Below are 24835 nucleotides of genomic sequence, written 5' to 3'. Positions count from 1 at the left end.
CTGATTCAGGTTCTCCAATGAAGGACAGCAATGGGTCGCTTGCAGTCCTTCGCGACAGGCAACAACTGGCCGCTAGTCGTCACTCATCAATGGTGACTACCCCCCCTCACACCACCGCAGCTGCAATCGTTCTGGAACGCCAGGCAAAAGCCAACACCATCATCAGCCCCAGACCCGCCACTGCCGCTCCGGCCAGGGAAATCGCCGGATAACCCAGACCGGCATTGATCACCGCTCCACCCAGCGCCGCACCAATCGCGTTGCCCAGGTTGAAGGCACCGATGTTCACCGCCGAGGCCAGATTGGGCGCGTCCTTCGCAGCCTCCATGACGCGCATCTGTAGCGGCGGCACCAGGGCGAAGCTGGCGATACCCCATATCAGGATGGCAACGGCGGCCGGCAGCGGCCAACGCATCAGCACGGTGAACGCCAGCAAGACGAGAATCAGCACACTCAGCGAAACGATCAGTGTGCGATCTATCGAGCGGTCGGCGGCCTTGCCGCCCCACATGTTGCCCAGCGTCAACCCCACACCGAACAGCACCAGCATGGCGGTGATGTAGGCGGTGGACGCATGGGTCTCGCTGCTGAGGATCGGCGCGATGTAGGTGAAGACGGTAAACATTGCACCCGAGCCGACGACGGTCAGGGCCAACGCCCCCAGCACCGGGCCACGGCCCAGTACCCGAATTTCGGCCAGTACGCCGACGCTTTTCGGCGCCGGCAGGTTCGGCAGGGCGAACCACAACGCGGTCATGGCCACCACGCCGAGGCCGGTGATACCCCAGAATGCGGTGCGCCAGCCGAACAGTTCGCCAAACCAGGCGGCCAGCGGCACACCGCCGATGGTTGCCAGGGTCAGGCCCATGAACATCGCCGCAACCGCCCCGGCTCGTTTCTGCGGAGCGACGACGCTGGCGGCGACGATGGAGCCAACGCCAAAGAACGCCCCGTGGTTCAGTGAAGTCACCACTCTGGCGACCATGAGGCTGTAGTAATCGGTGGCCAGGGCTGACATCAGATTACCCAGGGTGAAAATCGCCATGAGTCCGATCAGCAGATAGCGCCGGGGAATCCTGCCGGTGGTCAGGGTCATCAGCGGCGCGCCGAGCAGTACGCCCAGGGCGTAAGCACTGACCAACAGACCTGCGGCGGGAATGGAAACGCCGAGATCCGCAGCGATGCCCGGCAACATGCCCATGGGGGCGAACTCGGTAACGCCGATGCCAAAAGCACCGATGGCGAGTGCGACAAGTGGTGGATTGATACGCATGGAAGGCTCCTTATCTATGCCGCCAATGCCACGATCCAACCTTTTCAGGCGGTAGATAGCATTTTCGGCAATCACCTTTGCGTAAGAGGCACAAATGGACTTCAACGGCAGGTCAGGTGAAATGGAAGTGTTCGCCACGGTGGCGCAGGAAGGCAGCCTGTCGGCCGCCGCGCGTGCATTGGGGCTGACACCCTCGGCGGTCAGCCGGATCATCGCGCGTACCGAACAACGTCTTGGCACGCGCCTGCTGTTGCGCACCACCCGAGCGATCACCTTCACCGCCGAGGGCGAGGCTTTCCTGCGCGGCGCCCGGCGTATCCTGGCCGACATGGCCGAGGTTGAAGAAGCCATCGCCGACCAGGGCGTACCAAGGGGCCGATTGCGGGTCAGCGCTGCCCTTGGCCATGGGCGACTGGCCATCGTTCCCTTGGTGGCAGCATTCAGCGCCCGCTACCCGAACATCGTCGTCGACCTCACCCTCGGCGACGAAGTGGTCGACATTCTCGGCGGCCAGGCCGACGTCGCGGTGCGCTTTGGCCATCTGCCCGACAGCCCGCTGACCGCGCGCAGGATCGGCAACACCGGCCAGGTAGTGGTGGCATCGCCCGAGTATCTGCAGCGGCACGGCATCCCCCAGGAACCGGAAGACCTGCTACGGCACAACTGCCTACGCTTCAACTTCCGGCGTGCCGAACCCAACTGGCCGTTCATCCGTGACGCAAGAGAGTTTTCCCTGAAGGTCAGCGGCAACATCGAATGCAGCAGTGGTGAAGCGCTGGCACAACTCGCGCGAGTAGGTGCCGGCATTGCGCGTATCGGCGAGTTCAGCGTGAGCGAGGATCTGCAGCGCGGTGACCTGATACCGCTGCTGGAAGCCTGGAACCCCGGCGACCAGGAGCCGATTCATGCGGTGTTCGTAGGCGGCTCGGCAATGCCGGCTCGGGTGCGGTTGTTCGTGGACTTCTTGTTGGAACATCACCGGATGTAAGCGGTGGCGTCACTTGATTCTTCCGGGTGCTCGTGATGCTGTACGCATCAAGCAAGTAGTGAACAGCCCATCGTTGGGCGCGCTATCAGTGGGTGGTCTGACTGACTGGAACAATCGGGAGTCCATAACAAACAAAAAAACGGCCAAAAGCAGTCATCTGAACGAGTCAATGTCCAATCGATGCAGCGTTCGCAATACATCAGGCGCCTTTCATACTCGCCAGTAACGCCACATCCCTTTACGATCAAGGGATCACACGCAAGGAGCCACCTGAATGAGTTGCCTGATTCGAAACGCAACCAATGCAGATGCACTGGCAATCAGTCGGATCATCATTGGCACCCTTCGCGAGTCCAATACCCTGGACTATTCATCCGCAATCATCGATCAAGTGGAGTCAAGTTTTTCTCCATCGGCGATCCTTGATTTGTTGACCCGGCGTCAGGTGCTAGTAGCAACAACCGACAGTCATATCGTTGCAACAGCCAGTCTTGATAAGGACGTCGTCCGAAGCGTGTTTGTCGACCCAACCTGGCAAGGGAAAGGCATCGGAAGACAGTTGATGGCGATGATTCAATCGATCGCCATAAAAGATGGCGTCAGCCTCCTGCGTGTCCCCTCTTCAATCACTGCGCAAGGTTTTTACGCTGCGCTTGGCTTCAAGAAAATCCGCGACGAATTTCACCAATCCGAGCGCACCATCATCATGGCGAAGACATTGGAGCACTAGCCCGGATCCAGTACTTTAATCAGGCCAACAGAACGGAAGCTGTCATGGAAAATAACGCAGGCAAGCGAGTGGTCGTCATCGGGGCAGGCATTGTGGGCGCGTCCCTGGTGTATCACTTGGCTGGACTCAGGCCAATGCCTGTCGATGGCATCCCCATCATTGGCTATCTGTCCGATATCGATGGAGTGTACGTTTGCGCCATGCATCCTGGCGTCACGCTGGCGGCGATCGTGGGCCGACTTGCCAGCGAGGAAATAGTCGACGACAAGGTATCCCTGCCCTTGAATCCTGTCGTCCCGAGCGATTCAGCAAATCGCGGATAAAAGGTCATGGATTGTCATGAAGTGAAAAGACGTTGTCGTCAAATGAAATGTTTGCCGTTCCCCCCTCTATAAGCTGCTGCTCAAGATCTGCGTGACCAGCCGTGCCTTTTACGATGCACGGCTTGCTCGCAGCCCTTTAACTGCCGGGCGCCCGTCTTCGGGGCCTTTCCGGAGCAGCACAATGAACAAGAAAAATAAAGAACTCTCCCAGCAAGCCGCAATACACACATTGAACCTCAATCCGGCGGTCGGCCCTCGCGGGCGCGACCTGCTCGGTACCGCCCGCATGGTCCTGCGACAAGTGTTGAAGCAGCCCGTGCACAGCGCTCGGCACATGGCCGCATTCGGTATCGAGCTGAAAAATGTATTGCTCGACCGCTCGCCGCTCAAGCCCGCGGCGGGAGACAAGCGCTTCGACGAGCTGACCTGGCAGCGCAACCCGCTCTACCGTCGCTACATGAAGACTTACCTGGCCTGGTGCCAGGAGATGAACGACTGGATCAGCACCAGCAGCCTCAGCGAACAGGACGCTCAGCGTGGTCAGTTCGTCATCGGCCTGCTGACCGATGCGATGGCGCCGACCAACACCCTGGCCAACCCGGTCGCACTGAAGCGCTTCTTTGAAACCGGCGGCAAGAGCATCCTCGATGGCTTCTCGCAGCTGACCCGGGACCTGCTCGAAAACGGCGGCATGCCCAGCCAGGTGGACAAGACGGCGTTCGAGGTGGGCCACAACCTGGGCATCACCGAAGGTGCGGTGGTGTTTCGCAATGAGGTGCTGGAGTTGATCCAGTACAAGCCCCGTACCGAGCAGGTGCAGGTGCGTCCGTTTCTGGTGGTGCCGCCGCAGATCAACAAGTTCTACCTGTTTGACCTGACGCCGGAGAAGAGCCTGATCCGTTTTCTGCTCGGCAGCGGTATCCAGACCTTCGCCATCAGTTGGCGCAACCCGGGCAAGGCCCAGCGCGAATGGGGTTTGACCAGCTACGTGGAAGCCCTGAAGGAAGCGATCGACGCGGTGCTTGCGATCACCGGCAGCGCCGACCTGAACACCTTCGGCGCCTGTTCCGGAGGCTGCACCCTGTCCTCGCTGCTGGGTCACTACGCCGCCCTGGACGAGAAAAAGATCAATGCCTTTACCCTGGCGGTCAGCATGCTGGACATACGCCCCGACACCCAGGTCGGGCTGTTCGCCGACGAGAAGACCCTGACGGCCGCCAAGCGCCGTTCCTGTCAGGCGGGCGTGCTCGAGGGCCGCGAGCTGGCCAAGGTCTTTGCCTGGATGCGCCCCAATGACTTGATCTGGAGTTACTGGATCAACAACTACCTGCTCGGCAACGAGCCGCCGGCCTTCGATGTCCTCTACTGGAACAACGACACGACCAACCTGCCCGCCACGCTGCACGGCGAATTCATCGATATGTACCAGACCAACCCGTTCGCCCGCGCCGGCGCCCTGGAGGTCGGCGGCACACCGATAGACCTCGGCCAGGTCACCAGTGATTTCTACTGCATCGCAGGCATGAGCGACCACATCACCCCGTGGGACGCCTGCTATCGCTCCATGCATCTGTTTGGCGGCCAGGGCGAGTTCGTGGTGTCCAACAGCGGGCATATCCAGAGCATCCTCAACCCGCCGGGCAACCCCAAGGCGCGCTTCATGACCAACAGCAACCTGCCCGTCGAGGCTCAGGAGTGGATGGATACTGCCAGTCAACAGGCCGGGTCCTGGTGGCCCCACTGGCTGGCCTGGCTGCAGGCACGCTCGGGCGATCACAAAAAGGCTCCGCGCAAACTCGGCAACAGGGCCTATGCCGCTGCCGAGGCTGCGCCGGGTACCTACGTGCACCTGCGCTGAATCGGTTGGCAGGGCTGTGTGCCTGCAGCCCTGCCATACTGTTGAGCATGACCAGCGCAACCTTCCGCTTCTATGAGGAGCTCAACGATTTCCTGCCCGCCGAACGGCGGCGGCAACCCTTTACCTGCGAGTGCGCGCGAGGGGCGACGGTCAAGCACATGATCGAGGCCCTCGGGGTACCGCACACCGAGGTCGAGCTGGTGCTGCTGAACGGCGAGTCGGTGGGCTTCGAGCGGGTGATCCTCGACAGCGACCGGCTGGCGGTGTATCCCAAGTTCGAAGCGCTGGACATCAGCCCGCTGCTCAAGGTGCGTGCGCAACCTTTACGGGTGCTGCGCTTCGTCGCGGACGCACACCTTGGCGGGCTGGCCCGGCTGCTGCGCATGAGCGGCTTCGATACCCTCTACGACAATGCCTTCGAAGATGGCGAGATCGCCGAGATCGCTGCGCAGCACGGACGCATCGTGCTGACGCGCGACCGCGACCTGCTCAAGCGCCGAATCATCAGCCACGGCTGTTATGTGCATGCCCTTAAACCATCGCTGCAGCTGCGCGAATTGTTCGAGCGCCTCGACCTGGCGCGTTGTGCGCGACCCTTCAGCCTGTGCCTTCACTGCAACCTGCCGCTGCACGAGCTCAGTCCGGAACGGGCTCGGCCACGGGTGCCGCCACGCATTGCGGCCCTCCATTCGCACTTCCTGCACTGCGACGCCTGCCAACGGGTTTACTGGGAGGGGTCGCACTGGCGCGATATGAGTGCATTGCTGGCAGCTCTGCTGAAACGATAGCCGCGTGCATCGGGCCGACTGCGCAGCTTGGGAAAGCAGGGCGCGGCAGACGCATCGGCCAGCGGGGCATTTGCGATTTTCCGACCCCGGGCACGTCCAGCGTAATGGTCCTGAAATCCATCAGTTCATCGCGCAGGGGATCGAAGGTACGGATCAAACCACCCAGGCCGTTGAGCAAGAGCAGCGGTGAGCCTTGGCCGCGGATTGAAACATTCAACTGCAAGCCTTCAACGGTTATTTTTTGCGTTGGCATGGCTTGCGCGACCCTATCAAGGCACCAGTAGCGCCTCATGGATTTCAATTGTCGGAATAGCATCCTCCAGACGCCGGCCATTGAGCATATCCCTCGTCTTGCTGACGTCGAAGATCTGCCCCTGATCAATCAAGGCCAGGATGAGCTCATCTGAAACACGGTAGCGACCACAGTCCGGACAGTCTCTTTCTTCCCATGGGCCGTCGCATTGAATGCGCTGTGCGACACCGACACAAATAAGACAATTCATCGCGATCACCATTTTTTAATATTTGTTCTGGATCAATCGCGAGCCACTAGCCAGGGCTTGCGCACCCTCTACTGTTGCGCATGAGGCTGATAGCTAATCGACTTGGTAGATCGAAAGAAAGTTCGCCATGTTGAGGTTGTCTCCGGTGCTTTTTTTGAACGACTTGCTCTGCTCGGCCTGTCCCTCGTCGCTATTGCGCGTTCACAGGATCACTCGTGACGCCTCGCGCATGAAAATTTCGACCGTCTTGGGACCAATACCTTCAAAGGCAATGAGCCGATTCTCAAAGTCCCGGCGATCCGCGCTCGCGCTGACGATATTACTCACCTTCCCTGCGTACTCATTGTTGAGTTTGTGAGCCAGGGCCAACAGACGCGCAGAGGTAGTTTCGTCATAGCGCACATAATGCGCCTCGCCCAACATGGCCACGAGTTCCCGATGGGTACTGTGGGCGAGCTTGCCCGGTGTGTCACGCTTATGCTTATCGACAATCACTCGATACGCTTGCGCGGCAATCCGGGCCTGAATCCTTTTGCCCATTAAAAAACTGGCGACCAGCCATTTGAACAAGCCCTCTTCATTGGCGCTTTGCAGGTCAATATTCAAATCCTGTGCACTGATAATCTCGTGCATTGAAATCTTCCCCTCTCAGGCGCCTTATCCGGTTCGAACGGGTAAGGCGGTCAGCCCAATGCCGTATCGAGAAACATCATGACCCCGAACCCCAGCATCAGCCCCAACGTCGCGGGCGTTTGGTGGCCATTGCGATGTGCCTCGGGTATGACCTCATGGGAGACAACAAAAATCATCGCCCCTGCTGCAAGGCCTAAAGCGACGGGGTAGCCCAAGGCGAAACTGGTTGAAATGCGAGGCCGACAACAGCGGCTAAAGGCTCCATCAGGCCTGATGCAACGGCAATCAGGACGGTTCGGACATGAGACCGGTATCGACGTAAGCTGCCGACCATGGCACTCCAGCAGAGTTGGTCAGTGGTGCACCGGCGCCGTACAGCAGACAGGTGATGTGCGAGTCATTACCGGCGCCATTGATTGCGCGATACAGCTCGCCCTCCTCTTCCACGCCTTCGGCCAGGCGGCCTTTGGCACCCTTGTTGAGCATCACGATGATTGAACCGACGATCTCCAGGTGACTGAGTTCTTCGGTGGCAATGCGTGGAGCTACATCGCCCCTCCATCATCAACCCCGACCAACCACCGGCGCATGCTCAGCCATCAATTCCATTACCCAATCGAAAAAAACCCGTACCTTGGCACTGACATGGCGATTCGGCGGGAAGGCCAGGTACATCGGCATCAGCACCATGTGCCAGGCCTTGAACAGCGGCAGCCGCTCGCCGCTGACCAGGTGCGGTTTGGCCATGTACTGCGGTAGCCAGAGCATGCCCAGACCGACACTAACGGCGCGGCAAATGCTTACGCGCTCAGCGTATCGATCACTCGCCGGACCTGACTCAGCAGATGATCGACATCCTCGGCAGTGGTCGCGAACGAGGTGACAAAGCGCACGATGTTTGGCCCCCAGCGATCATGGTAGAACCCGAACCCGGCCTTCAGCAGGGCTGCGATGATTGCCGAATCCAGCTTGCAAAACAGGATGTTGGCCTCGGCGCCGGCCATGACTTCAACGCCTCGCAGACCCGCCAGCCCACGGGCCAGGCGCTGGGCGGCTGTGTTGGCCTGGCGTGCGTTACGTAGCCACAGGTCGTCGGTGAGGTACGCATCGATCTGCGCCGACAGAAAACGCATCTTGGAGAGCAGATGGCCGGAGCGCTTGCGGCGATAGCTCATCTCGGTGGCAAGCGTGGGGTTGAACAGGACGATCGCTTCGGCGGCCAGCGCACCATTCTTGGTAGCCCCGAACGAGAGCGCATCCACCCCGGCTTTCCACGTCATCTGCGCCGGGGAGCAGCCCAGGGCAACCAACGCGTTGGCGAACCGCGAACCGTCCATGTGGAACCCCAGGGCGCTTGCCTTACACACCTCACCGATGGCGGCGATTTCGTCCAGGCTGTAGAGGCTACCGACTTCAGTGGCCTGGGTAATGCTGACGCAGGCAGGTTGAGTCGTGTGCACGTCTCCAACCTTTTCACCTGTCCGTTCGCGCAGGCGGATGACATCCAGCTTGGCCGAGGGGCCGTCGATGGTCATCAGCTTTGCGCCGTTGGAAAAGAACTCGGGGGCGCCGCATTCATCGTTGTTGATATGGCTGGCGGGATGGCAATAGATGTTGCCCCAGGGTGGCGTCATCGCACTCAGGCACAGGCTGTTGGCGGCGGTGCCGGTAGGGACGAGAAAGACCTCCACGTCGCGCTCGAAGATCTCGCTGAGCTTGAGCTTGACCTTTAGGGAGAGTTCGTCCGTGCCGTACGCACTGGCCTGGCCGGTGCTGTGCCTGATCATGGCCTGCGCCACTTCCTTTGAGGCCCCCGCGATGTTGTCGCTGGCAAAACTCAATGCGAGCGGTTGGTTTGATTCAGCGTTCATCTACCTGTCCTCGGCTGCACGGGCGAAGAAGAGTCGTCCGGTTTTGCGCATCCTAGGGTGAGGGACGGTGCCCAGGCTTGTAAAAAATTGCCGGCCAGCGAAACGCCGACACTCAATGTCTGTAGCGTGAAGGCGCGACGCCGAATGCGTGTCGAAACGCACGGTTGAAATGGCTTTGATCGTAAAACCCGACCGCGTGGGCGACATCGATGATCGGCAGTTCGCTGCGCGACAGCAGGCCACAGGCTTGTTCAAGACGCAGTCGCAGCAGCCATGCGTGCGGTGTCATGCCGATGGTCCGTTTGAACTGCTTGAGAAACGAAAACCGGCCCAACCCGCAAAGACCGGCGAGGTCATCCAGGGTAATGCGCTGATCGATGTGGCTGAAACAATAGTCCCTGAGGCGTGACCATTGCAGGGGCGAGAGCGCTCCAGAAATCGCCTCGGGCACGATCACCCGCGACTGACGCAACAGACCCTCGACAAGGGTCAGCCATTGCGCCTGCACCGCGAGACCGCCAGGGCCGATGGCCTGCTGCATGGCCTCGTGCAAGCCGCGCAGGTGGCCGGCAAGCCCGGTGTTTTCGAGCAACATGCCGGCCAGCTCCAGCTCACTGGGCCGACCACTGATGTCCTCTGCGAGGCTCGCGACCAGCGACTGGGACAAACGGAATGTCTTGAGCGTGTAGGGGCCGCCGCCTTCGGCCACGCCGTCGTGGATTTCGCCCGGCGGCATCAGGGCAATATTGCCCGGCCCCAGCAGGAACGACTCGCCTTTGGATCGATGACGCTGGATGCCTTCGGTCACGAAGCCAACGTGGAAGTCGAGGTGGTAATGGCGATCGAAACCGGCATCCGTCAGGCGCGCCGAGCCCAGCACGAGGCCGGGAACTTCACTAACGTGGTGGTAACTTGCGTGCTCAGTCATGGAACCCGTACCAGGATCGGCGGCGAGGAAGGCCAACACATTCTAGATCTGCGCAAGATATGGATCTACAGGTTGTCAGCTAGTAACTGCCGCGAAGCACTGCTTATGGATGCCCGGAAAGTTACCCATTAGCTGTACTGCTGACCACTCAACAGTAAGGGCAGTTGTCACATCGCCGATTAATTCTGTTTTTTTGGTGAATATCAGTGCAAGCTTAACCGAGAAATAGCTAATTTACGGTCTGACTTTTTTCATGATTTCCTCTATCATTTTAAGCGTGTCCGAGCCACGACCCTCGATAAGTTCAACATAAAAATTGCTATAAGCATCCGAAAGCTCCCGGTATTTCCGAAGGCTTGACTCATCCATGATGCGATGGCCTGGTATATCCCTTGCTTCAACTTGGGTATTGATCTCACCACGCTCAGCTGCGGATATCAAATATTCCATTTGCCCGTACAAAGCCAGTGCTGCCGGCTCTTTGTCCTTATACAATTCCAGTTGTTTTCGCAATTCGATTGCGGTCTGTTTTAACGCTTGAATATCCATACTAATTCCTAATTGTCGATTTCGCCAATGAGCTTTGCTGCAGACCACTCTTGCCGATTAGGCACCAAATATTGTGCCGCCTCTCCCGTTCTCGTGATTCCACCCATTGTTGTTATTTTACTTAATGCTCAAATGCTCAGATGCCGCCAGATCCTCTTCGACGAAGCGCAGCATCGCCTCCGCCAGCGCCTCGCGCGGATAGGCATTCTGGGTCACCAATAGAGAACCGAGGGTCGAATGCGTTCGGGCGATCGGCACTGCCAGTGCCCAATGATCGGCGTTGATATAGCCCATCAGGCGGCTGCCCGGCACTATCTGATCGTAGAAAATCACTTGGCTGTCGTTACGGGCATCGATCTGCGCCAGCTTGTTGTAACTCGATTTCAGTATGGCCGAGATGTGATCCGGCTGCGGGAAGGTAACGAGCGAATAGTAGTTCAGATCGGACGGCAGCCGGTGCTGCGCCAGCCAGTTCTTGCGCGTTGCGGGTCGCAGGCTGTCGATCGCGCCACCGTCGCCCGAATCGCAGGTCGAACCGGGAAAGTGTCGCAACAGGTCCGCCTGGTACTGCTCGGCATCGTTGGCCAGCGCCGAGCCGCCGACCGAGCCGGCTGCGCTGACCACTGCCGCCACGCGGCCGCGGATTTCCGGGTAATTGACCATTGCTTCGAGAATGTCGGGCGCGCCCTTCGAATAACCGATCAGGACAAGGCGCGGCGGTCCGGCTTCGGCTGGCATCGCCATGATCGCGTCACGTATTTGCCGAGCGTTCTTTGCGGAACTCGATAAGGCGTCGACTTTCATCTGCACCAGGTCATAGCCGAACTGACGCAAATGAACCGCTACGCTGCCGGGCGCTTGCAGCCATTGCTCGAAGCATTCGTAGCCGACGCCGGCCACCACAGCGCCGATCAGACGGCGTTTCGATTGACCGAGATCGACGGGTTTGCCAGTGCCTGCAGGTTCGCTGCCGACGCGTGTCAGTGCCTCCTCGCAAGGGCGGCTATCGGGAATCTCGCTTCCTCGTGTATTGAGGATCGAGCAAAAAATCTCGCGAAAGCGCCCCCGCTTGTCCTGCACGCCGGCCTGCGACGCAGGGACCAGCACCAGCGGCGGTGTGTCCGGCGAGTAGGCCATCAGCGGCGCGGGTGCGCAGGCGGTGAGCCCATGGCCGGCAGCGATCATCAACCATGCCATGCCAGCGCTGCGCAACAATGGGTACGCACCGCACACACGGCCGGCCGAGTCATCCGGCCTGCCGAACAGGTTACTTGCTGGCATCGTCGACCTCCTTGCGTGCAGGCGATTGGTGCCAGTCCAGATACGGTTCCCAATCGAGCATCTGCACCTGCGACAGGCTGAGCGGTCGCGTCGCAAAGAACATGACCGCACGCAGACCGTCGCTGAAATAATGGGCACCACTGAACGTCGTTCGCGGTTGTGCCTGGGACACGTGACCGACGCCAGTAACGAACCCGAGCTTGTCCAGGCCGGCCGAATACATCATGTCCTGGATCAGCAAATTCCTCGCCTCATCGACGTCCTCATGCAAGACGAGATTTTGCGCCTCGCGCGGTGCAAAGCGTCCGCCGGTCGGTCGTGCGACCTGCGCGAGATAGACGGAGTGACCCTCGAAGCGCATTGGCATGATCCACAAACGCACCCAGGTCGCCGGCGCTCCGGCTTGCGATTGCTTGCGCACCACGGCATCGGGCATGCGGCCGAACGCACGTTCGGCCGCATCCGCGGGGTGCGTGGAACGCCGGTAGCCGCGCCGCACAAAGGCGGTGGCGATATCGGCGAACTCACCGACGAGAATCACATTGAACGGATCGCCCTGCGCCCTGCCGTTCGCGTCAGTGGCGCAGCAGGGAAGACGCTCCAGCGCGGCACGCAACGCGACCAGGTCGTCATAATCCTTGATCTCGGAACCTTGATGCTGGAACAAGCCTTCGGCAAACCATTTTTCCCCGGCATCGTCCGGCACCCGCAAGAAGAGAGAGAACGGGATCAGCGTCTTTCTCTGCAGCAGATCGATATTCAGCAGCCGCGTAGCGCGCTCCGGGTTGATGAACAGCAAGCCCGCTTTCGTTTCGCCTGGCAGGACGGGATTCTTGAACCCCAGTTGGTCCAGGTGTGCATTGATGCGCGCGTTCGCTGCCGGGGCGAATAACCCGTGCATGGACCAGGCGACTTCCAGTGGCGAGAAATAATCGGGATCGGTTCCCGGCCGCAGCAACAAGAGCGGCTCGGCAGACCGGTTCTGGACTTCGACCCACACGGGCTGCACACGCGTCCTGTCCAACTCGACCCCCAGCATTTGCCGCCTGTCTTCGGCACTGAGCACGGCGGCGCTGACGCGTATCTCGTGACGGGTGGCCGTCTGCGCACGTTCACGCAATCCGGAGGTACTGAAATCGGCAGGCGCCTGCCAGGTCGAACAAGCAACGGCGAGTGCAAGCATCGCTGCACAACCCAGGGTGCGCAAGCAGCGTATTGCACATCGCGGAGTATCCCCCGACGGCAAGCGGCTCATGGCTTGACCCGCCCCGGTGGTTGTCCGCCCTTCTCGTAGATGCCCTGTGATAGAAAGAATTCGATTTGCCCCAGGGAGGTGTGCGTGGGGTCGAATACCAGGACACAGCGCAGCCCATCCGTGTAGTAAGGATCGGTCGTCAGGTTCTCGCGCGGCGCGCTCTGGGGCGCGGCCCCCACCCCCTTCACAAAGCCGAATTTGGCCAGCGTCACCGAATACGCCATATCCTGTGTCAGCGCACTGCGTGCTTCGTCGACGTCAGGGTCGATCTTGTGCGTCGTCAGCGTCGCAGTATGCACGGTCATCCGGCTGCCGATATCACGGCTGATCTGTCCCACCCACACCTGCTTGCCGTGATATTGCATCGGGCTCAGCCACAGCCTCAGGTGATTGCGCTGGTGGACGTTGTCACGCGCCTTTTGCAAGGCAAGGTCCTGAGCCCGCCCAAACAGATAGAGATCGCTCACCGGCGCATAGGGATAGCGCTCGCCGGAAAGCGCCGAATTGACCACTTTCATGATCGACCCCGACCACTTCTCCTCGGTCCCACGCCAGCCGCGACGTGCGAATGCAGGGAAGGCATCATCGAGCCCGCCGACGACCACCAGGTTCAGCGGATCGCCGTTGCTGGAACCCTCCTCGTTGGTGACGCAGCACGGCAGCGCCTCCAGCGCCGCCTGGAAACTGGCGTCATCCGTGTAATTCACAATGTCTTCGGGCGCGATGCCCTGCCTGAACACTTCGCTGATGTGGTAATCGGCGCGCAGCCCCGGCACGAGGGCCAGGACAGAGAAATGCCTCGACCGCCCGTTTGCCACCAGATCGAGGTTAACGAACTTGAACCCCTCGTCGAGATTGGTCAACACGAAGCCCGAGGTTGTCGTGCCAGGTGCGATAGGGTTGCGCAAGGCCAGCCGACGAAAGTGCCGGTCGAGCGCCGTCCGCTCGTCCTGAGGGGTCCCTGAGAAAAATGCTTCGGCCGCCTCGGATGCGGGGAAGAAATTTGGATCCAGGCCCGGCGAAAGCAGATAGTAGGCGCGATCTTCCTGATTGTTGACTTCGACCCAGACTGGTTGTATCGATCTATTCGCCAGAGGCACGCCGTAGACCGCCTCGCTTTCTGCGGCCGACAGTACGGCGGTCGACACGCGCAAGCCGCCATCGCTGCGCGTCACGGCGCGGCTCTTGTAGTCAAGGCTCGGCGTTGGCGCAGGCTGGGAGGCGCAGCCGGCGAGCGCCGCTGCGATGGCCGTTGCTGAGAGAACGTGTCTCACCATGCGATGCATCGCGTAACCTCATCAACTGGGGTTTACCAATCTCCGCTGGCCTGCCTACGTAATCCGTAGCGACTACGGACATTGGTTTCTACGTCGCAGCTTTTCATCAGGAACCGCCCCGGGAGTTGCGCAGGCTTTTTGGGGTGAGTTTCGCCGCCATGGAAGAGAAGAATAGTCGAACTATCGACAGCAGGCCGCTTCGGCCAGGAGCAGTCAATCGACACTCCCCGTGCGAACCGTCAAGTTGACCCATTTAGTTACGACAAAGCGCACGTGCTCAACGGTCAACCCAAACCTGCGACAATGCTGCCTCTTCGGGCTTCGTAACTTGCGTGGCAAAACGTTCAGGTATTTGAATAACAAATTCGCGGGGAGCAGCCACATTGGAATTAAGACAACTGCGCTATTTCGTAAAAATCATCGAGCTTGGCAGCCTGGGGCGTGCGGCACTTGAACTGGACGTTGGTGTGTCAGCCCTCAGTCAGCAAATCTCCAAGCTGGAAATCGAACTGTGCACCCGCCTCCTGAATCGAACCTCCACCGGCGTGACGCCCACTAGCGCCGGATTTGCGTTTTTACACCATGCCCAATTGACGCTACGCCAAGCGGAAAACGCAATCATGGCCGCCCATCGCGGGCGAATGAGCGGTTATGTCAGCGTCGGCTTACCGCCGACTACCGCGACGGTGCTCGCGTTGCCGTTGATCAACGCAATGCGTGCGCGTTATCCGGACATACAACTGCATTTGGTGGAAATGCTTTCCGGCCACTTGGCGGCGCAGCTCAACGCACGGCAAATTGACCTGGCCATCCTGTTCCAGCTCGAAGGGGGTAAACGCTGGAGCGTTACTCCGCTGCTGGATGAAAAACTGTTTGTCATTGCCTCGCCCAGCCTGCCTCAGGCGCCATCTGGTGACAGCGTGCAGTTAGCCGACCTCGGCGGCCTGCCGCTGGTGATGCCCAGCGCGCAACATGGATTGCGCTCGGCATTGATGAGTGCGTTCGAGCGGGTCGGGCTAACACCCAATGTCATTATGGAAGTCGACGGTCTTGCAGTTTTGATGAACGCCGTCCGGGCCGGTCATGCGGCAACTATACAACCGGGGGCGGCCGCTGCATTGAAAGACGGGTCCGGACTTTCACTGATCAGGATTGCCGACCCCCATGTGGGCCGGCGTAATCTTCTGGCGACGCTGGCTGACGACGAACTCTCTCCGGCGGCGCTGGCAACGCGGCTGGTCATCGTCGATGTGGCGCGACAGTTGGTCGTCGACAAACAGTGGCCTGGAGCTACGTGGATAGAAGGGGTCGACGCGTAATCCTCGTTCAACCCCGGACACAAGAGACTCTCCTGACGAAAAAGCCTTTAGAAAAACTAAACACCCCGCGTCAAAAGCAGCCTTTCGGCCACTCCTTCCCCACCCTATCGTTCTCCCCACTCGCAAGGAGCACTTCGTTCCCGCTTCCTTGCCAATCGAGGAGCGATAATGATCGATGTCTTAATCATAGGGGGTGGCAACGCTGCCTTGTGCGCCGCTCTGATGGCGCGAGAAGCGGGCGCCAGCGTGATGCTGCTGGAGGCCTCTCCGAAAATCTGGCGCGGTGGCAATTCCCAACACACCCGTAACCTGCGGTGCATGCACGACGAACCGCAGGACGTGCTGATCGATGCCTATCCGGAAGAAGAATACTGGCAAGACCTGTTGAAGGTTACCGGTGGTCTCACGGATGAAAAGCTTGCACGCATTGCCATTCGGGCATCGTCTTCTTGCCGCGACTGGATGCGTTCCCACGGCGTGCATTTTCAGCCACCGCTGTCCGGCGCACTGCACGTGGCGCGGACCAATGCATTTTTTATGGGCGGCGGCAAAGCGCTGGTCAATGCGTATTTCCGCAGCGCCGAGCGCCTGGGTGTAAAAGTTCGATACAACACGCAAGTGACCGACATCGAGTTGGATGAGGGGAAATTCGTCGCCGCCCATGTGGGTGAACATGAGGTCGATGGTCAGCGTTTCGCCGCAGAACGCATTGAAGCCCGGGCCTGCGTGTTGGCGGCAGGCGGCTTCGAATCCAACCGTGAATGGCTGCGCGAAGCCTGGGGTCAGAACGAACGCGGTGAATGGCCATCGGACAATTTCCTGATCCGGGGCACACGATTCAACACCGGCATTTTGCTACGGCGCATGCTCGACCTTGGCGCAGATGTGATCGGCGATCCGACGCAAGCACACATGGTCGCGATTGATGCCCGCGCGCCTCTCTACGACGGCGGCATCTGCACCCGAATCGACTGCGTATCGCTGGGTGTGGTGGTCAACCGTGATGGCGAACGCTTCTACGACGAAGGTGAGGATTTCTGGCCAAAACGTTATGCGATCTGGGGGCGTCTGGTGGCTGGACAACCCGGTCAGCAGGCGTATTCGATCATCGATCAACAAGCCATCGGCCGCTTCATGCCGCCGGTCTTTCCCGGAACCACCGCCAATACTCTGCAAGACCTTGCCCGCCAGTTGAAGCTGCCTCAAGAAAAATTCGTCAAGACTGTCGAGGACTACAACAGCGCCTGCCGCGTTGGCACGTTCGATCACACGGCGTTGGACGACTGCCACACCCAAGGACTGACGCCCGCCAAAACCCATTGGGCGCGGCCATTGGTGAAGCCACCTTTCTACGCCTACCCGCTTAAACCGGGTGTCACGTTCACCTACCTCGGCCTCGCCACCGACGAAACCGCTGCCGTGCATTTCAACGGCAAAGCGAGCCCCAACCTGTTCGTCGCGGGAGAAATGATGGCCGGCAATGTTCTGGGCAAGGGCTACACCGCTGGCATCGGCATGGCCATCGGTACCGCGTTTGGCCGCATCGCTGGCGTCCAGGCGGCCGCTTCGGTGGGCTTTGGCGTTTCATCTGTAAACACGGAGTCTCGACATGCAACTGTTTGATCCCCAAGCATCGGGCGGGTTGATCCCGGTGTTGAATCTTGACGAAAGTGAAGTCCAGCGGCAGATGACCATCTGCAATGCCTGCCGTTATTGCGAGGGTTTTTGCGCGGTATTTCCGGCGATGACCCGGCGCCTGGAATTCACTCAGGCCGACATCCATTACCTGGCGAACTTGTGCCATAACTGCGGCGCGTGCCTGCACGCCTGTCAGTACGCCGCCCCACACGAATTCGCCGTCAACATACCCAAAGCCATGGCCAAAGTGCGCCTGGATACTTACGCCGAATACGCCTGGCCGCAAGTGATGGGCAGGTTGTATCAGCGCAACGGCCTGACCCTGGCGCTGGCTTCCGGTGGGGGACTGGCGTTGTTTTTATGCCTGACCCTGATGCTCATGGGCAACCTGTTCACGGCCATTCCCGGTGGCAACTTCTACAAGATTTTCCCGCATAACACCCTGGCGCTGATGTTTGGCTCAGTGTTCGGCTTTGCGGTACTTGCCCTGACCATGGGTGTGCGGCGTTTCTGGCGCAACGTTTCACCGGTCGCAGCGCCACTGCCGTTGAAAACGTCCGCTGCATTGGAGGCTACGGCCAACGTCGCGAAGCTCAAGTACCTGGACGGCGGCCATGGCGAAGGGTGCAACAACGCCGACGATCAATTCACCTTGTGGCGACGTCGATTCCACCACCTCACCTTTTACGGTTTCATGCTGTGCTTCGCCGCCACCAGTGTCGCCACACTCTTTCACTATCTGCTGAAGTGGTCGGCGCCTTATCCGATCTTCAGCTTGCCGGTGATGTTGGGTATCGCCGGTGGCATCGGCCTGCTGATCGGCCCGGCGGGTCTTCTTTGGCTGAACCTGCGTCGCAACCCTGCGCACGGCGATGAGAACCAAAAACCCATGGATCGCGGCTTCATCGCGCTGCTGTTTCTGGTCAGCGCAAGCGGCCTGGCGCTACTGGCTTTGCGTGAAACCAGCGCCTTGGGCTTGATGTTGGCTATTCATCTCGGCCTGGTCATGGCGTTTTTCCTGACCATGCCCTACAGCAAATTCGCCCATGGAATCTTTCGCAGCGCGGCGCTGCTCAAACACGCCATCGAGAAGCGTCAACCCAACCCGATCAACGCCGGCAGCGACTGACGGTTAAAGCACTCATTCCAAAAACAATAGTGAGCATAACGGTAGCCATGATGAAAACGACAACGGCAACAACCCGAACCAAGGGGTCCAAATTGGGCGCCATTTTGCGGGTCACCAGCGGTAACTTTCTCGAGCAGTTTGACTTCTTTTTGTTCGGTTTCTACGCGACCTACATTTCCCAGACCTTCTTTCCAGCCACCAGCGAGTTTGCCTCGCTGATGATGACCTTCGCGGTATTCGGCTCCGGGTTCCTGATGCGTCCGTTAGGCGCCATCGTGCTGGGGGCGTACATCGACAAGGTGGGCCGTCGCAAGGGGCTGATCGTGACGCTGTCGATCATGGCCGCCGGTACCGTATTGATCGCGTTGGTGCCGGGCTACGCCGCCATTGGCGTGGCGGCACCGATTCTGGTGTTGTTGGGCAGGCTGCTACAGGGCTTCTCCGCCGGCGCGGAAATGGGCGGTGTTTCCGTGTACCTGGCGGAAATTTCCACCCCCGGTCACACCGGTTTCTACACCAGTTGGCAATCGGCCAGCCAACAGGTGGCGATCGTCGTCGCGGCCGCGTTGGGCTATACGATCAATGCCACGATGCAAGCCGCTGAAATCGCCGATTGGGGCTGGCGTATTCCGTTCTTCATTGGCTGCGTGATCATCCCGTTCATTTTCATTATTCGCCGTTCACTGGAAGAAACCGCTGCCTTCACTGCTCGCAGCCATCGCCCAACCACTCGCGAAGTTTTTCGCTCGATGCGTGACAACTGGCGCACCGTACTGGCGGGCGGATTGCTGGCGTCCATGACCACCACCACGTTCTACCTGATTACGGTCTACACACCGACGTTTGGCAGGACAGTACTGAACCTGAGCACCACCGACAGCCTGGTGGTCACATTGCTGGTCGGCATCAGCAACTTTATCTGGCTGCCTATCGGCGGCGCCCTCTCCGACCGCATTGGCCGTCGGCCACTGTTGCTGGCGATATCGTTGCTGTGCATCTTCACCGCCTATCCCGCCATGCACTGGCTGGCAGAGGCGGCAAGTTTCGAACGACTGCTCGCTGTTCTGCTGTATTTCTCGTTCTTCTTTGGCATTTACAACGGCGCCATGGTCGCGGCACTGACCGAAGTCATGCCACAGAACGTGCGTGTAGTCGGGTTTTCACTGGCCTTCAGTTTGGCTACCGCGGTGTTTGGCGGTTTTACCCCAGCAATCTCGACACTGCTTGTCCAGGCCACGGGCGACAAGGCATCACCTGCCTACTGGTTGATGTTCGCGGCGGTATGCGGGTTCACGGCGACGACGATTCTGTATCGTCGGCAAAAAGCTTTGGCAGTCAGAACCGTTTAGTTCCTCGATCGGCGACGCTTACCACGCGTCGATCCACGGAGGGAACCGAATTAGAGGGGCGATTACAGTCGTCAGGGCAGTAATCGGCCGCATCGGATTACGAGATCTAACTTGCGCATATTCGTATGGCCCACGACCGGCTGCTTCGGGTCGTTTTCTGCCTTGAGAGACGGGCAGAAAACGGCCAGGAGCTGCCTGTCGCAGACGCCCAGGAGTGATCCTTTTCAGTTGTGTTGTACTTCTTGTCGAGCTTGCGCTTTTAGCAGCATTGAAATGCCGTTAAAAGCGCGTTTTTCAGCCATCAATCTCAGCGAAGATCAGTGCTTAAACTCGGTGTCCCGAATCCAGCCAGAGTCGCGTTAGAGGCACTCAGGTACTGAGACCAGAACTGATTGAGCGCGTCCATGGTCTTGCCCGAGCGGTAGGTGTGCTTCACCGAATCGGTGACCAGGCCGGCACCCGAAACGTAGACACGAGAGCCCTGCAGATCAGCGAATAGCCCTTTGCTTTGCGCGAGCTTGAGCTCGTTGCTCACGTTGAGCTGCTTGATCTGGTTGGAGGCGTAGAAGCTGGTGTAGTCGGAGTGCTCAAGCATGTCCGAGATCAGGTAGACCACCCGATCATTCACACCTTGTTCGCGCTGCATGTCCTCGCCCACTTTACGCAGGGAATTCATGATTTCGCTCTTCGGGATCTCCTGACGTGCTTGGCGCAGGCCGTTGACGAACTGCTTGCCGAAGCTAGCTTGGAACGCCTTCTTCTGAGTGGTCATGCATTGGTCCAGGCCACGCAGCTTGCGCATGTTCACGTCATCACGGATTTCGCCTTCGAGCGGCATGTCCAGCTCAGCGGCATAAGTCAGGCGCAGATACTCGCCTGGCAGGAATGCCGAGAAGGTGTATAGCTTCACGCGATCACCGGCCTGAACGAACCGGTTAACCTGTCCCCAACTGCTGCGCTGCAGATCCTCGGGCATCGGGATGGTCTGGTCGATGATGACCACCAGCTCGCGCCCAGTACCAGCCGGCTTGATCTCGGTCAGGCCGTTACGGTCGTAGCAGCTCTGCAGGTCATTCCGTTCGGCGGCCAACGCTGCACAAGGCAGCGCCAGCGCCAGGATCAAAGCCTTGGCAGCTCTCACGACAGTGTTTCCTCTTTCTTGGCCGGGAACAGACCCAGAGCCTTCAGAGCCTGCTGCTGTTCGCGAATATCACGCAGCTGAGCTTCGCTGACATTCAGAGCACGGCTGGCCGCAGCGAGGCTTTCCTCGGGCAGGCCGGTGACATCATGGAAGTCAGAGGCTTTGATAGCGGCGGCCGGCTCAGCAGTAGGTGCAGGGGCGGTAGCTGCTACAGCCGGAGAAGCAGGGGCTTCAACCTGAGCTACCTGGGCCATCGGAGCAACCGGAGCTACAGGTGCAGGCTGTGCAGCAGGTGCGGGCTGGGCAACAGCTTTCTGGGATACCTTGCCAGCCTTGTACTCGACGTAGGCCAAGAAGTTGCGGTGGGCCGAATTCTCGCCTTCCAGGGCGCCGAGCACGCCAGAGTTGGTATGGTCGCGACTGGATAGTGCCGTCTGGAGTCGGCGCAGCTTATCGTCAGCATGGCTGGCGATGGCAGTGCGATGCTGGTCCATGGCGTCCATCATTTCCTCGGCAGTGGCGTACTCGTGCGTCAGTCGCCATGCGGTGTGGGAATGAGTACCGGCGAAGTGGTACTTGCTGGCCAGCCAGATGCTGATGCCTTGGATGGCGATGTAGATCAGGGACAGCATGACGTAGGTGGTCAGGCTGGCCTGGCGGATGGCCGTCATCTTGTCTTCGATGGTGGCGTCCTGAGCTTTATCGTTGATGGCCTGGGACTCTTCCGGCAGGTCAAACGGCGAGCCAACGCTGCTGTCGCTCTGAGCGGAGGCTTCCGTACGCATGCTGTTGACCATCTCGGTCTCGATGCTGTCCAGAGTGGCGGAGCGGACTACGAAGGCGCCAATGGCCATGCAGGCGACGAAGACACCGCAGATGATCAGCCATAGGAACTTGCGGGACACGTTGGAGTTAACGTCCTTCACGCGAGCCAGCAGTTGCTCATAGTCAGGGCTGTTGCTATCGGAGAACGAATCTTCCAGGTTGATTGCCTTGTTGGCCTTCAGGGTGCGGGAGCGCTTGCTCGGCTCTTCGCCCTGCCACCAGTGACGTGCACGGGCAATCAAGGTGTTGTGATGCACGGTGTGGCCGGCGGCCTCAGCAAAAATCGCCGATGCCACTGCCAGCAGGATTGCGGTACCAGCCGTCAGCAGATGACGGTCATTGGTAGAGGCATCCATGTTCATCCAGCCTGCGAGCACGTAGGCAAAACCCATCGCCTCGATCAGGACCAGGCCAACTACCAGGAACAGAACCCATGCCGGGCGGGGAGAGCGGCCGGCTTCACCGGCCTTGGCCAGGTAGTCGAGGGAGGCGTAATAGGCCTCCGGGCCCTTCATGTATTTTTTGAACTCGCGGTAGTACACGCCGGCCAGAGTAACTTCGTGGTTGATCCAGCCATCGCTATCGACCGAGGACGGCTTGCGCGACAGGCGAGCGACAGTGCCGATCAGGGGGAAGCTATGCCATACGCGGATCAGGAAGTAGGAAACCTGTTCCCAGTACTTCCAGACGACCACGGCACTCACGAGCAGCGAGATGATGCCGGTGGTCAGCATTTGGTTGGCAAGGATCAACGATTTGAGTGCAGCTAGAGATAAGTCTTCCATTTAGGCCTTCCGTGACTTGCTTTATTTGGTGGCAGGAATTGGCACGTAAGGCGCCACGTAGGCATCCGAACCGGCGGCATAGAACAGGGCACCTTCGGTAACCTTGGCGTTGCCCTTGCTGAACACGAGGTCCATGCAGGAAACCGATGCCTTGGCATCGCTGGCGAATACGCGGTACAGCAATTGGCTCTCGCCTTCGTAGGTGTTGGCCACGGCCTTGAACGTTTGCGCCTTGTTCTTGCTGTTTTGGTCGTAGTCTTTAACGACCTGGAGAATCGGCTGGCGATCAACTTGCGCGTTCTCGCGCAGGATCGAAACAGGCGACACCGTGACCAGGTGACCGTTTACGGTGTTGGCCCACACGCGGTTGTTGTAGCCCGGGAGATAGTCCTTGGTTGCATGACGCTGCAGAGGCTCGTCATCAGCCATGCTCAGGACTTCACCGGCATTACGCGGCATGTCAGCTTCGCAGCTGGCCATTGGCATTTCGCTGGCGCGTGCGGAGCTGATCAGCTCAAAGCCGCTGCTCTTGGGCTTGATGTTGTGGGCCATGGACCAGTTGTATGCATCAGCCGGCTTGCCAGCGAAATCGACAGCAGGCTTAGCCTTGGTAACCAGCTTTGCGGCGCTGCTGGTGCTGGCGACGGCAGTCCCAGAAGCAGGCTTCTGAGTGGCTACCGGAGCGCTTGCGGAGCCAGAAGACTTGACGGTCTGGGTGGTGGCTGTACTTGGCTTGACGGTCGGGGAGGTGCCGTACTGCAGGTACTTGGTGTTGCCGGCCTCAGCCTGGGCACGCATGACCAGCGCTTGCTCGTTGGCCAGTTCGACGATTTCTACGCGGCGGTTCTGGCCACGCACAAACGGATCGCTGTTGTCGGCGATTGGGCGAGAGGATCCAGCACCCTGGTAGTAGATCGCGGTGGCGGGGATGCCGGCTTGCATCAGCACCTTGCCCACGGTTCTTGCCCGGCGCTCGGACAGCTTTTGGTTGTACTCAGCGTTACCGGTAGCATCGCTGTGGCCAACCACGAGCAGACGACGCTCTTGAAGCTGTTTGGCGGCGGCTTGCTGGTCGGTAGTGCTGGGCTTGGAGTACATCTGCGCCAGCTTGCTGACTGCACGCTGGCCGTTTTCGGTGAGCTGGTCAGAGTCTGTGGCAAACATGCCGCTATCTTCTATCTGGGTGACTAGGCCAGCCTCTTTCGGCACGGCAGTAACTACAGCGCTGGAAGCAACAGTCAGCTGCTCGGTAGTGATTTTAAGGTTTTCTTCTTTGGCGATGCGGTCCAGCTCTTGAAGACGGGACTGCCAGACATAGCCCAGGGCGCAGCCAATTGCGCCGCCAGCTGCAGCGCCAATAAGTGCCCCATCCTTACCTTTGAGTGCGTATCCAGCTGCGCCGCCGGCAATAATCCCTACTCCGCAGAGCACAGGCATGCCGTAGTCCTTGCCAATGGTATGTACGGAGTCTTTTAAGCCCTGCACTTGCTGACTGCTGCATCCGGCCACCATAAGGAATGCGCAGCTGAGTGCAGTTAGGCGAAACGTTTTCTGCATGACGGCTCCTTGCCGGTCTATTTTTTGGATGATGGCAAATTGATACCTGCCTGCGTGTGGAATTTACAGAGAAATGTGCCACATCGCCATCGTGAACCAGTCGACGACAGGTTTTTTTTCTGACCCACTGGTTACGTGTGGTATATCCGCGTGAATTGCCGCTGAGACACTACGGCAGCTCCTTGCCGATTCCAGCTTTTTCCCCAGCGGTTGCAATGGGGCGATTCCTGCCTTTCATGACCGGTAGCTGTCGGCCAGGAGCGGTCGTCGGTTAAATGCGACATCAAGTGCACTCGACTGATTCGCAGAGCTGAGGTTTCCACCGCGCCAGGTCGTGCCCGTTACTCCTAAGCTTCTGCTGGTCGGCCATACGTAGCTGGAGTGCACCATTCGATTATGGGATCGAGCTCGATGACGCCTTGGAGATGGACAGACTGAGGTTTAACTATGCATAGCGACGGACGAAGTCAGGCCGTCGCTAACCGACCTGATCAAGATCAGCAGGGGCCCAAGCATCGATTTGATCGGCAGTGTAATCGCGTGACGCGATTTTATGGATGGCAGAGTAAAAGACTTGGAACAACGCAATCTCATCCCCAATTCTGAACTGGCGAATCTCCATAGTTTACTCGTAAGGCGTCCGCGAAAAACGAGGAGTCTGCCATATCTGGTATGAATCGGAAATAAACGATCTCAGGTTCCATAGGGACAACTGAGTGGCTGCAATGGGTCGTTCTTTGACGGTCATAGTTACAAAGCGGCGGATTAAATCAGAGGGATTTTCCAGGCCGACAACCGAGCATGCTAGCTCCTACAGGAGGGCTTCCCACGGTCA

Annotated in this window: 21 protein-coding genes and 3 pseudogenes; 9 read left to right on the top strand and 15 right to left on the bottom strand. The window is 59.3% G+C overall.

Translation table 11 applies throughout. From position 1 onward, the window contains the following. Window positions 1–106: 106 nt before the first annotated feature. Window positions 107–1273 carry an MFS transporter gene (locus DKB71_RS10820; protein WP_408600340.1) on the bottom strand — a complete coding sequence of 389 codons (1167 nt, stop codon included), beginning with the start codon at window positions 1271–1273 and terminating at the stop codon, window positions 107–109. Window positions 1274–1367: 94 nt separating this feature from the next. Between DKB71_RS10820 and DKB71_RS10815 the strand changes: the two genes are divergently transcribed. The 5 genes and pseudogenes from DKB71_RS10815 to DKB71_RS10795 all read left to right on the top strand — a co-directional run bounded on the left by DKB71_RS10815 (window position 1368) and on the right by DKB71_RS10795 (window position 5960). Continuing rightward, window positions 1368–2261, top strand: coding sequence for a LysR family transcriptional regulator (locus DKB71_RS10815; protein ID WP_408600339.1), 894 nt, complete (start codon window positions 1368–1370; stop codon window positions 2259–2261). Window positions 2262–2535: 274 nt separating this feature from the next. Beyond that, the gene (locus DKB71_RS10810) at window positions 2536–2991 is read left to right on the top strand and encodes a GNAT family N-acetyltransferase (RefSeq protein ID WP_323607725.1); all 456 of its coding nucleotides are present in this window, start codon (window positions 2536–2538) and stop codon (window positions 2989–2991) included. 119 nt (window positions 2992–3110) lie between these two features. Then, window positions 3111–3334, top strand: a pseudogene (locus DKB71_RS10805) (FAD-dependent oxidoreductase); the annotation flags it as partial. Window positions 3335–3495: 161 nt separating this feature from the next. Continuing rightward, window positions 3496–5172 carry a class II poly(R)-hydroxyalkanoic acid synthase gene (gene phaC, locus DKB71_RS10800; RefSeq protein WP_408600338.1) on the top strand — a complete coding sequence of 559 codons (1677 nt, stop codon included), beginning with the start codon at window positions 3496–3498 and terminating at the stop codon, window positions 5170–5172. Window positions 5173–5219: 47 nt separating this feature from the next. Continuing rightward, window positions 5220–5960, top strand: coding sequence for a Mut7-C RNAse domain-containing protein (locus DKB71_RS10795; RefSeq protein WP_408600337.1), 741 nt, complete (start codon window positions 5220–5222; stop codon window positions 5958–5960). 269 nt (window positions 5961–6229) lie between these two features. Here the strand turns inward: DKB71_RS10795 and DKB71_RS10790 are convergent, their stop codons facing one another. The 11 genes and pseudogenes from DKB71_RS10790 to DKB71_RS10740 form a co-directional block, all read right to left on the bottom strand. Beyond that, window positions 6230–6463: a hypothetical protein gene (locus tag DKB71_RS10790; RefSeq protein WP_323627972.1), complete on the bottom strand. Its 234-nt coding sequence runs from the start codon at window positions 6461–6463 to the stop codon at window positions 6230–6232. 201 nt (window positions 6464–6664) lie between these two features. Continuing rightward, entirely contained in the window at window positions 6665–7096 is a 432-nt protein-coding gene (locus DKB71_RS10785; protein ID WP_274076451.1) for a DNA methylase, read from the bottom strand. 50 nt (window positions 7097–7146) lie between these two features. After that, a pseudogene (locus DKB71_RS10780) lies at window positions 7147–7403 on the bottom strand (ZIP family metal transporter); the annotation flags it as partial. Continuing rightward, a pseudogene (locus DKB71_RS10775) lies at window positions 7385–7639 on the bottom strand (manganese catalase family protein); the annotation flags it as partial. The pseudogenes DKB71_RS10775 and DKB71_RS10780, both read right to left, overlap by 19 nt. A gap of 21 nt (window positions 7640–7660) precedes the next feature. Then, complete coding sequence (locus DKB71_RS10770; RefSeq protein ID WP_408601083.1) at window positions 7661–8005, bottom strand: LysR substrate-binding domain-containing protein; 345 nt, start codon at window positions 8003–8005, stop codon at window positions 7661–7663. Beyond that, window positions 7897–8967 carry a threonine aldolase family protein gene (locus DKB71_RS10765; RefSeq protein ID WP_408600336.1) on the bottom strand — a complete coding sequence of 357 codons (1071 nt, stop codon included), beginning with the start codon at window positions 8965–8967 and terminating at the stop codon, window positions 7897–7899. The genes DKB71_RS10770 and DKB71_RS10765 overlap by 109 nt, the downstream gene beginning before the upstream one ends. Before the next feature lie 112 nt (window positions 8968–9079). Then, window positions 9080–9895: an AraC family transcriptional regulator gene (locus DKB71_RS10760; protein WP_408600335.1), complete on the bottom strand. Its 816-nt coding sequence runs from the start codon at window positions 9893–9895 to the stop codon at window positions 9080–9082. 234 nt (window positions 9896–10129) lie between these two features. Continuing rightward, the gene (locus DKB71_RS10755) at window positions 10130–10444 is read right to left on the bottom strand and encodes a hypothetical protein (RefSeq protein ID WP_274076447.1); all 315 of its coding nucleotides are present in this window, start codon (window positions 10442–10444) and stop codon (window positions 10130–10132) included. A gap of 117 nt (window positions 10445–10561) precedes the next feature. Further along, window positions 10562–11725, bottom strand: a complete 1164-nt coding sequence (locus DKB71_RS10750) for a hypothetical protein (protein WP_408600334.1) — start codon at window positions 11723–11725, stop codon at window positions 10562–10564. After that, a complete protein-coding gene (locus DKB71_RS10745; RefSeq protein ID WP_408600333.1) occupies window positions 11712–12908 on the bottom strand; it encodes an LssY C-terminal domain-containing protein in 1197 nt (398 codons plus the stop codon). Before DKB71_RS10745 ends, DKB71_RS10750 begins: the two co-directional genes overlap by 14 nt. A 68-nt stretch (window positions 12909–12976) precedes the next feature. Further along, complete coding sequence (locus tag DKB71_RS10740; protein WP_274076443.1) at window positions 12977–14266, bottom strand: LssY C-terminal domain-containing protein; 1290 nt, start codon at window positions 14264–14266, stop codon at window positions 12977–12979. Between the two features lie 374 nt (window positions 14267–14640). Between DKB71_RS10740 and DKB71_RS10735 the strand changes: the two genes are divergently transcribed. The 4 genes from DKB71_RS10735 to DKB71_RS10720 all read left to right on the top strand — a co-directional run bounded on the left by DKB71_RS10735 (window position 14641) and on the right by DKB71_RS10720 (window position 19692). Continuing rightward, window positions 14641–15576 (top strand): LysR substrate-binding domain-containing protein, encoded by a 936-nt coding sequence (locus DKB71_RS10735; RefSeq protein WP_401315158.1) that lies wholly within the window; start codon window positions 14641–14643, stop codon window positions 15574–15576. A gap of 168 nt (window positions 15577–15744) precedes the next feature. Continuing rightward, window positions 15745–17199 (top strand): FAD-dependent tricarballylate dehydrogenase TcuA, encoded by a 1455-nt coding sequence (gene tcuA / locus DKB71_RS10730; RefSeq protein WP_323627965.1) that lies wholly within the window; start codon window positions 15745–15747, stop codon window positions 17197–17199. Beyond that, the gene (gene tcuB / locus DKB71_RS10725; protein WP_408600332.1) at window positions 17186–18343 is read left to right on the top strand and encodes a tricarballylate utilization 4Fe-4S protein TcuB; all 1158 of its coding nucleotides are present in this window, start codon (window positions 17186–17188) and stop codon (window positions 18341–18343) included. Before tcuA ends, tcuB begins: the two co-directional genes overlap by 14 nt. A gap of 47 nt (window positions 18344–18390) precedes the next feature. Then, complete coding sequence (locus DKB71_RS10720; protein WP_408600331.1) at window positions 18391–19692, top strand: MFS transporter; 1302 nt, start codon at window positions 18391–18393, stop codon at window positions 19690–19692. 307 nt (window positions 19693–19999) lie between these two features. Here DKB71_RS10720 and DKB71_RS10715 read toward each other — a convergent pair whose 3' ends face one another. From DKB71_RS10715 to DKB71_RS10705, 3 genes are read right to left on the bottom strand one after another with little or no spacing between them, the layout of a single operon-like run. Then, window positions 20000–20833, bottom strand: coding sequence for a hypothetical protein (locus DKB71_RS10715; RefSeq protein WP_408600330.1), 834 nt, complete (start codon window positions 20831–20833; stop codon window positions 20000–20002). Beyond that, window positions 20830–22443: a hypothetical protein gene (locus DKB71_RS10710; protein WP_408600329.1), complete on the bottom strand. Its 1614-nt coding sequence runs from the start codon at window positions 22441–22443 to the stop codon at window positions 20830–20832. Before DKB71_RS10710 ends, DKB71_RS10715 begins: the two co-directional genes overlap by 4 nt. 21 nt (window positions 22444–22464) lie before the next feature. Beyond that, entirely contained in the window at window positions 22465–24000 is a 1536-nt protein-coding gene (locus DKB71_RS10705; RefSeq protein ID WP_408600328.1) for an OmpA family protein, read from the bottom strand. Between the last annotated feature and the right edge of the window lie 835 nt (window positions 24001–24835).

This window comes from Pseudomonas sp. PLMAX (genome assembly GCF_046042685.1).
Classification (GTDB): Bacteria; Pseudomonadota; Gammaproteobacteria; order Pseudomonadales; family Pseudomonadaceae; genus Aquipseudomonas; species Aquipseudomonas putida_AE.
This window is presented reverse-complemented; position numbering and strand designations above follow the sequence as displayed.

Excerpts from the sequence above, each read along its gene's own strand:
- DKB71_RS10820 (WP_408600340.1), bottom strand. The coding sequence starts at position 1,273 with ATGCGTATCAATCCACCACTTGTCGCACTCGCCATCGGTGCTTTTGGC.
- DKB71_RS10815 (WP_408600339.1), top strand. The coding sequence starts at position 1,368 with ATGGACTTCAACGGCAGGTCAGGTGAAATGGAAGTGTTCGCCACGGTG.
- DKB71_RS10810 (WP_323607725.1), top strand. The coding sequence starts at position 2,536 with ATGAGTTGCCTGATTCGAAACGCAACCAATGCAGATGCACTGGCAATC.
- phaC (WP_408600338.1), top strand. The coding sequence starts at position 3,496 with ATGAACAAGAAAAATAAAGAACTCTCCCAGCAAGCCGCAATACACACA.
- DKB71_RS10795 (WP_408600337.1), top strand. The coding sequence starts at position 5,220 with ATGACCAGCGCAACCTTCCGCTTCTATGAGGAGCTCAACGATTTCCTG.
- DKB71_RS10790 (WP_323627972.1), bottom strand. The coding sequence starts at position 6,463 with ATGAATTGTCTTATTTGTGTCGGTGTCGCACAGCGCATTCAATGCGAC.
- DKB71_RS10785 (WP_274076451.1), bottom strand. The coding sequence starts at position 7,096 with ATGCACGAGATTATCAGTGCACAGGATTTGAATATTGACCTGCAAAGC.
- DKB71_RS10765 (WP_408600336.1), bottom strand. The coding sequence starts at position 8,967 with ATGAACGCTGAATCAAACCAACCGCTCGCATTGAGTTTTGCCAGCGAC.
- DKB71_RS10760 (WP_408600335.1), bottom strand. The coding sequence starts at position 9,895 with ATGACTGAGCACGCAAGTTACCACCACGTTAGTGAAGTTCCCGGCCTC.
- DKB71_RS10755 (WP_274076447.1), bottom strand. The coding sequence starts at position 10,444 with ATGGATATTCAAGCGTTAAAACAGACCGCAATCGAATTGCGAAAACAA.
- DKB71_RS10750 (WP_408600334.1), bottom strand. The coding sequence starts at position 11,725 with ATGCCAGCAAGTAACCTGTTCGGCAGGCCGGATGACTCGGCCGGCCGT.
- DKB71_RS10745 (WP_408600333.1), bottom strand. The coding sequence starts at position 12,908 with ATGCTTGCACTCGCCGTTGCTTGTTCGACCTGGCAGGCGCCTGCCGAT.
- DKB71_RS10740 (WP_274076443.1), bottom strand. The coding sequence starts at position 14,266 with ATGCATCGCATGGTGAGACACGTTCTCTCAGCAACGGCCATCGCAGCG.
- tcuA (WP_323627965.1), top strand. The coding sequence starts at position 15,745 with ATGATCGATGTCTTAATCATAGGGGGTGGCAACGCTGCCTTGTGCGCC.
- tcuB (WP_408600332.1), top strand. The coding sequence starts at position 17,186 with ATGCAACTGTTTGATCCCCAAGCATCGGGCGGGTTGATCCCGGTGTTG.
- DKB71_RS10720 (WP_408600331.1), top strand. The coding sequence starts at position 18,391 with ATGATGAAAACGACAACGGCAACAACCCGAACCAAGGGGTCCAAATTG.
- DKB71_RS10710 (WP_408600329.1), bottom strand. The coding sequence starts at position 22,443 with ATGGAAGACTTATCTCTAGCTGCACTCAAATCGTTGATCCTTGCCAAC.
- DKB71_RS10705 (WP_408600328.1), bottom strand. The coding sequence starts at position 24,000 with ATGCAGAAAACGTTTCGCCTAACTGCACTCAGCTGCGCATTCCTTATG.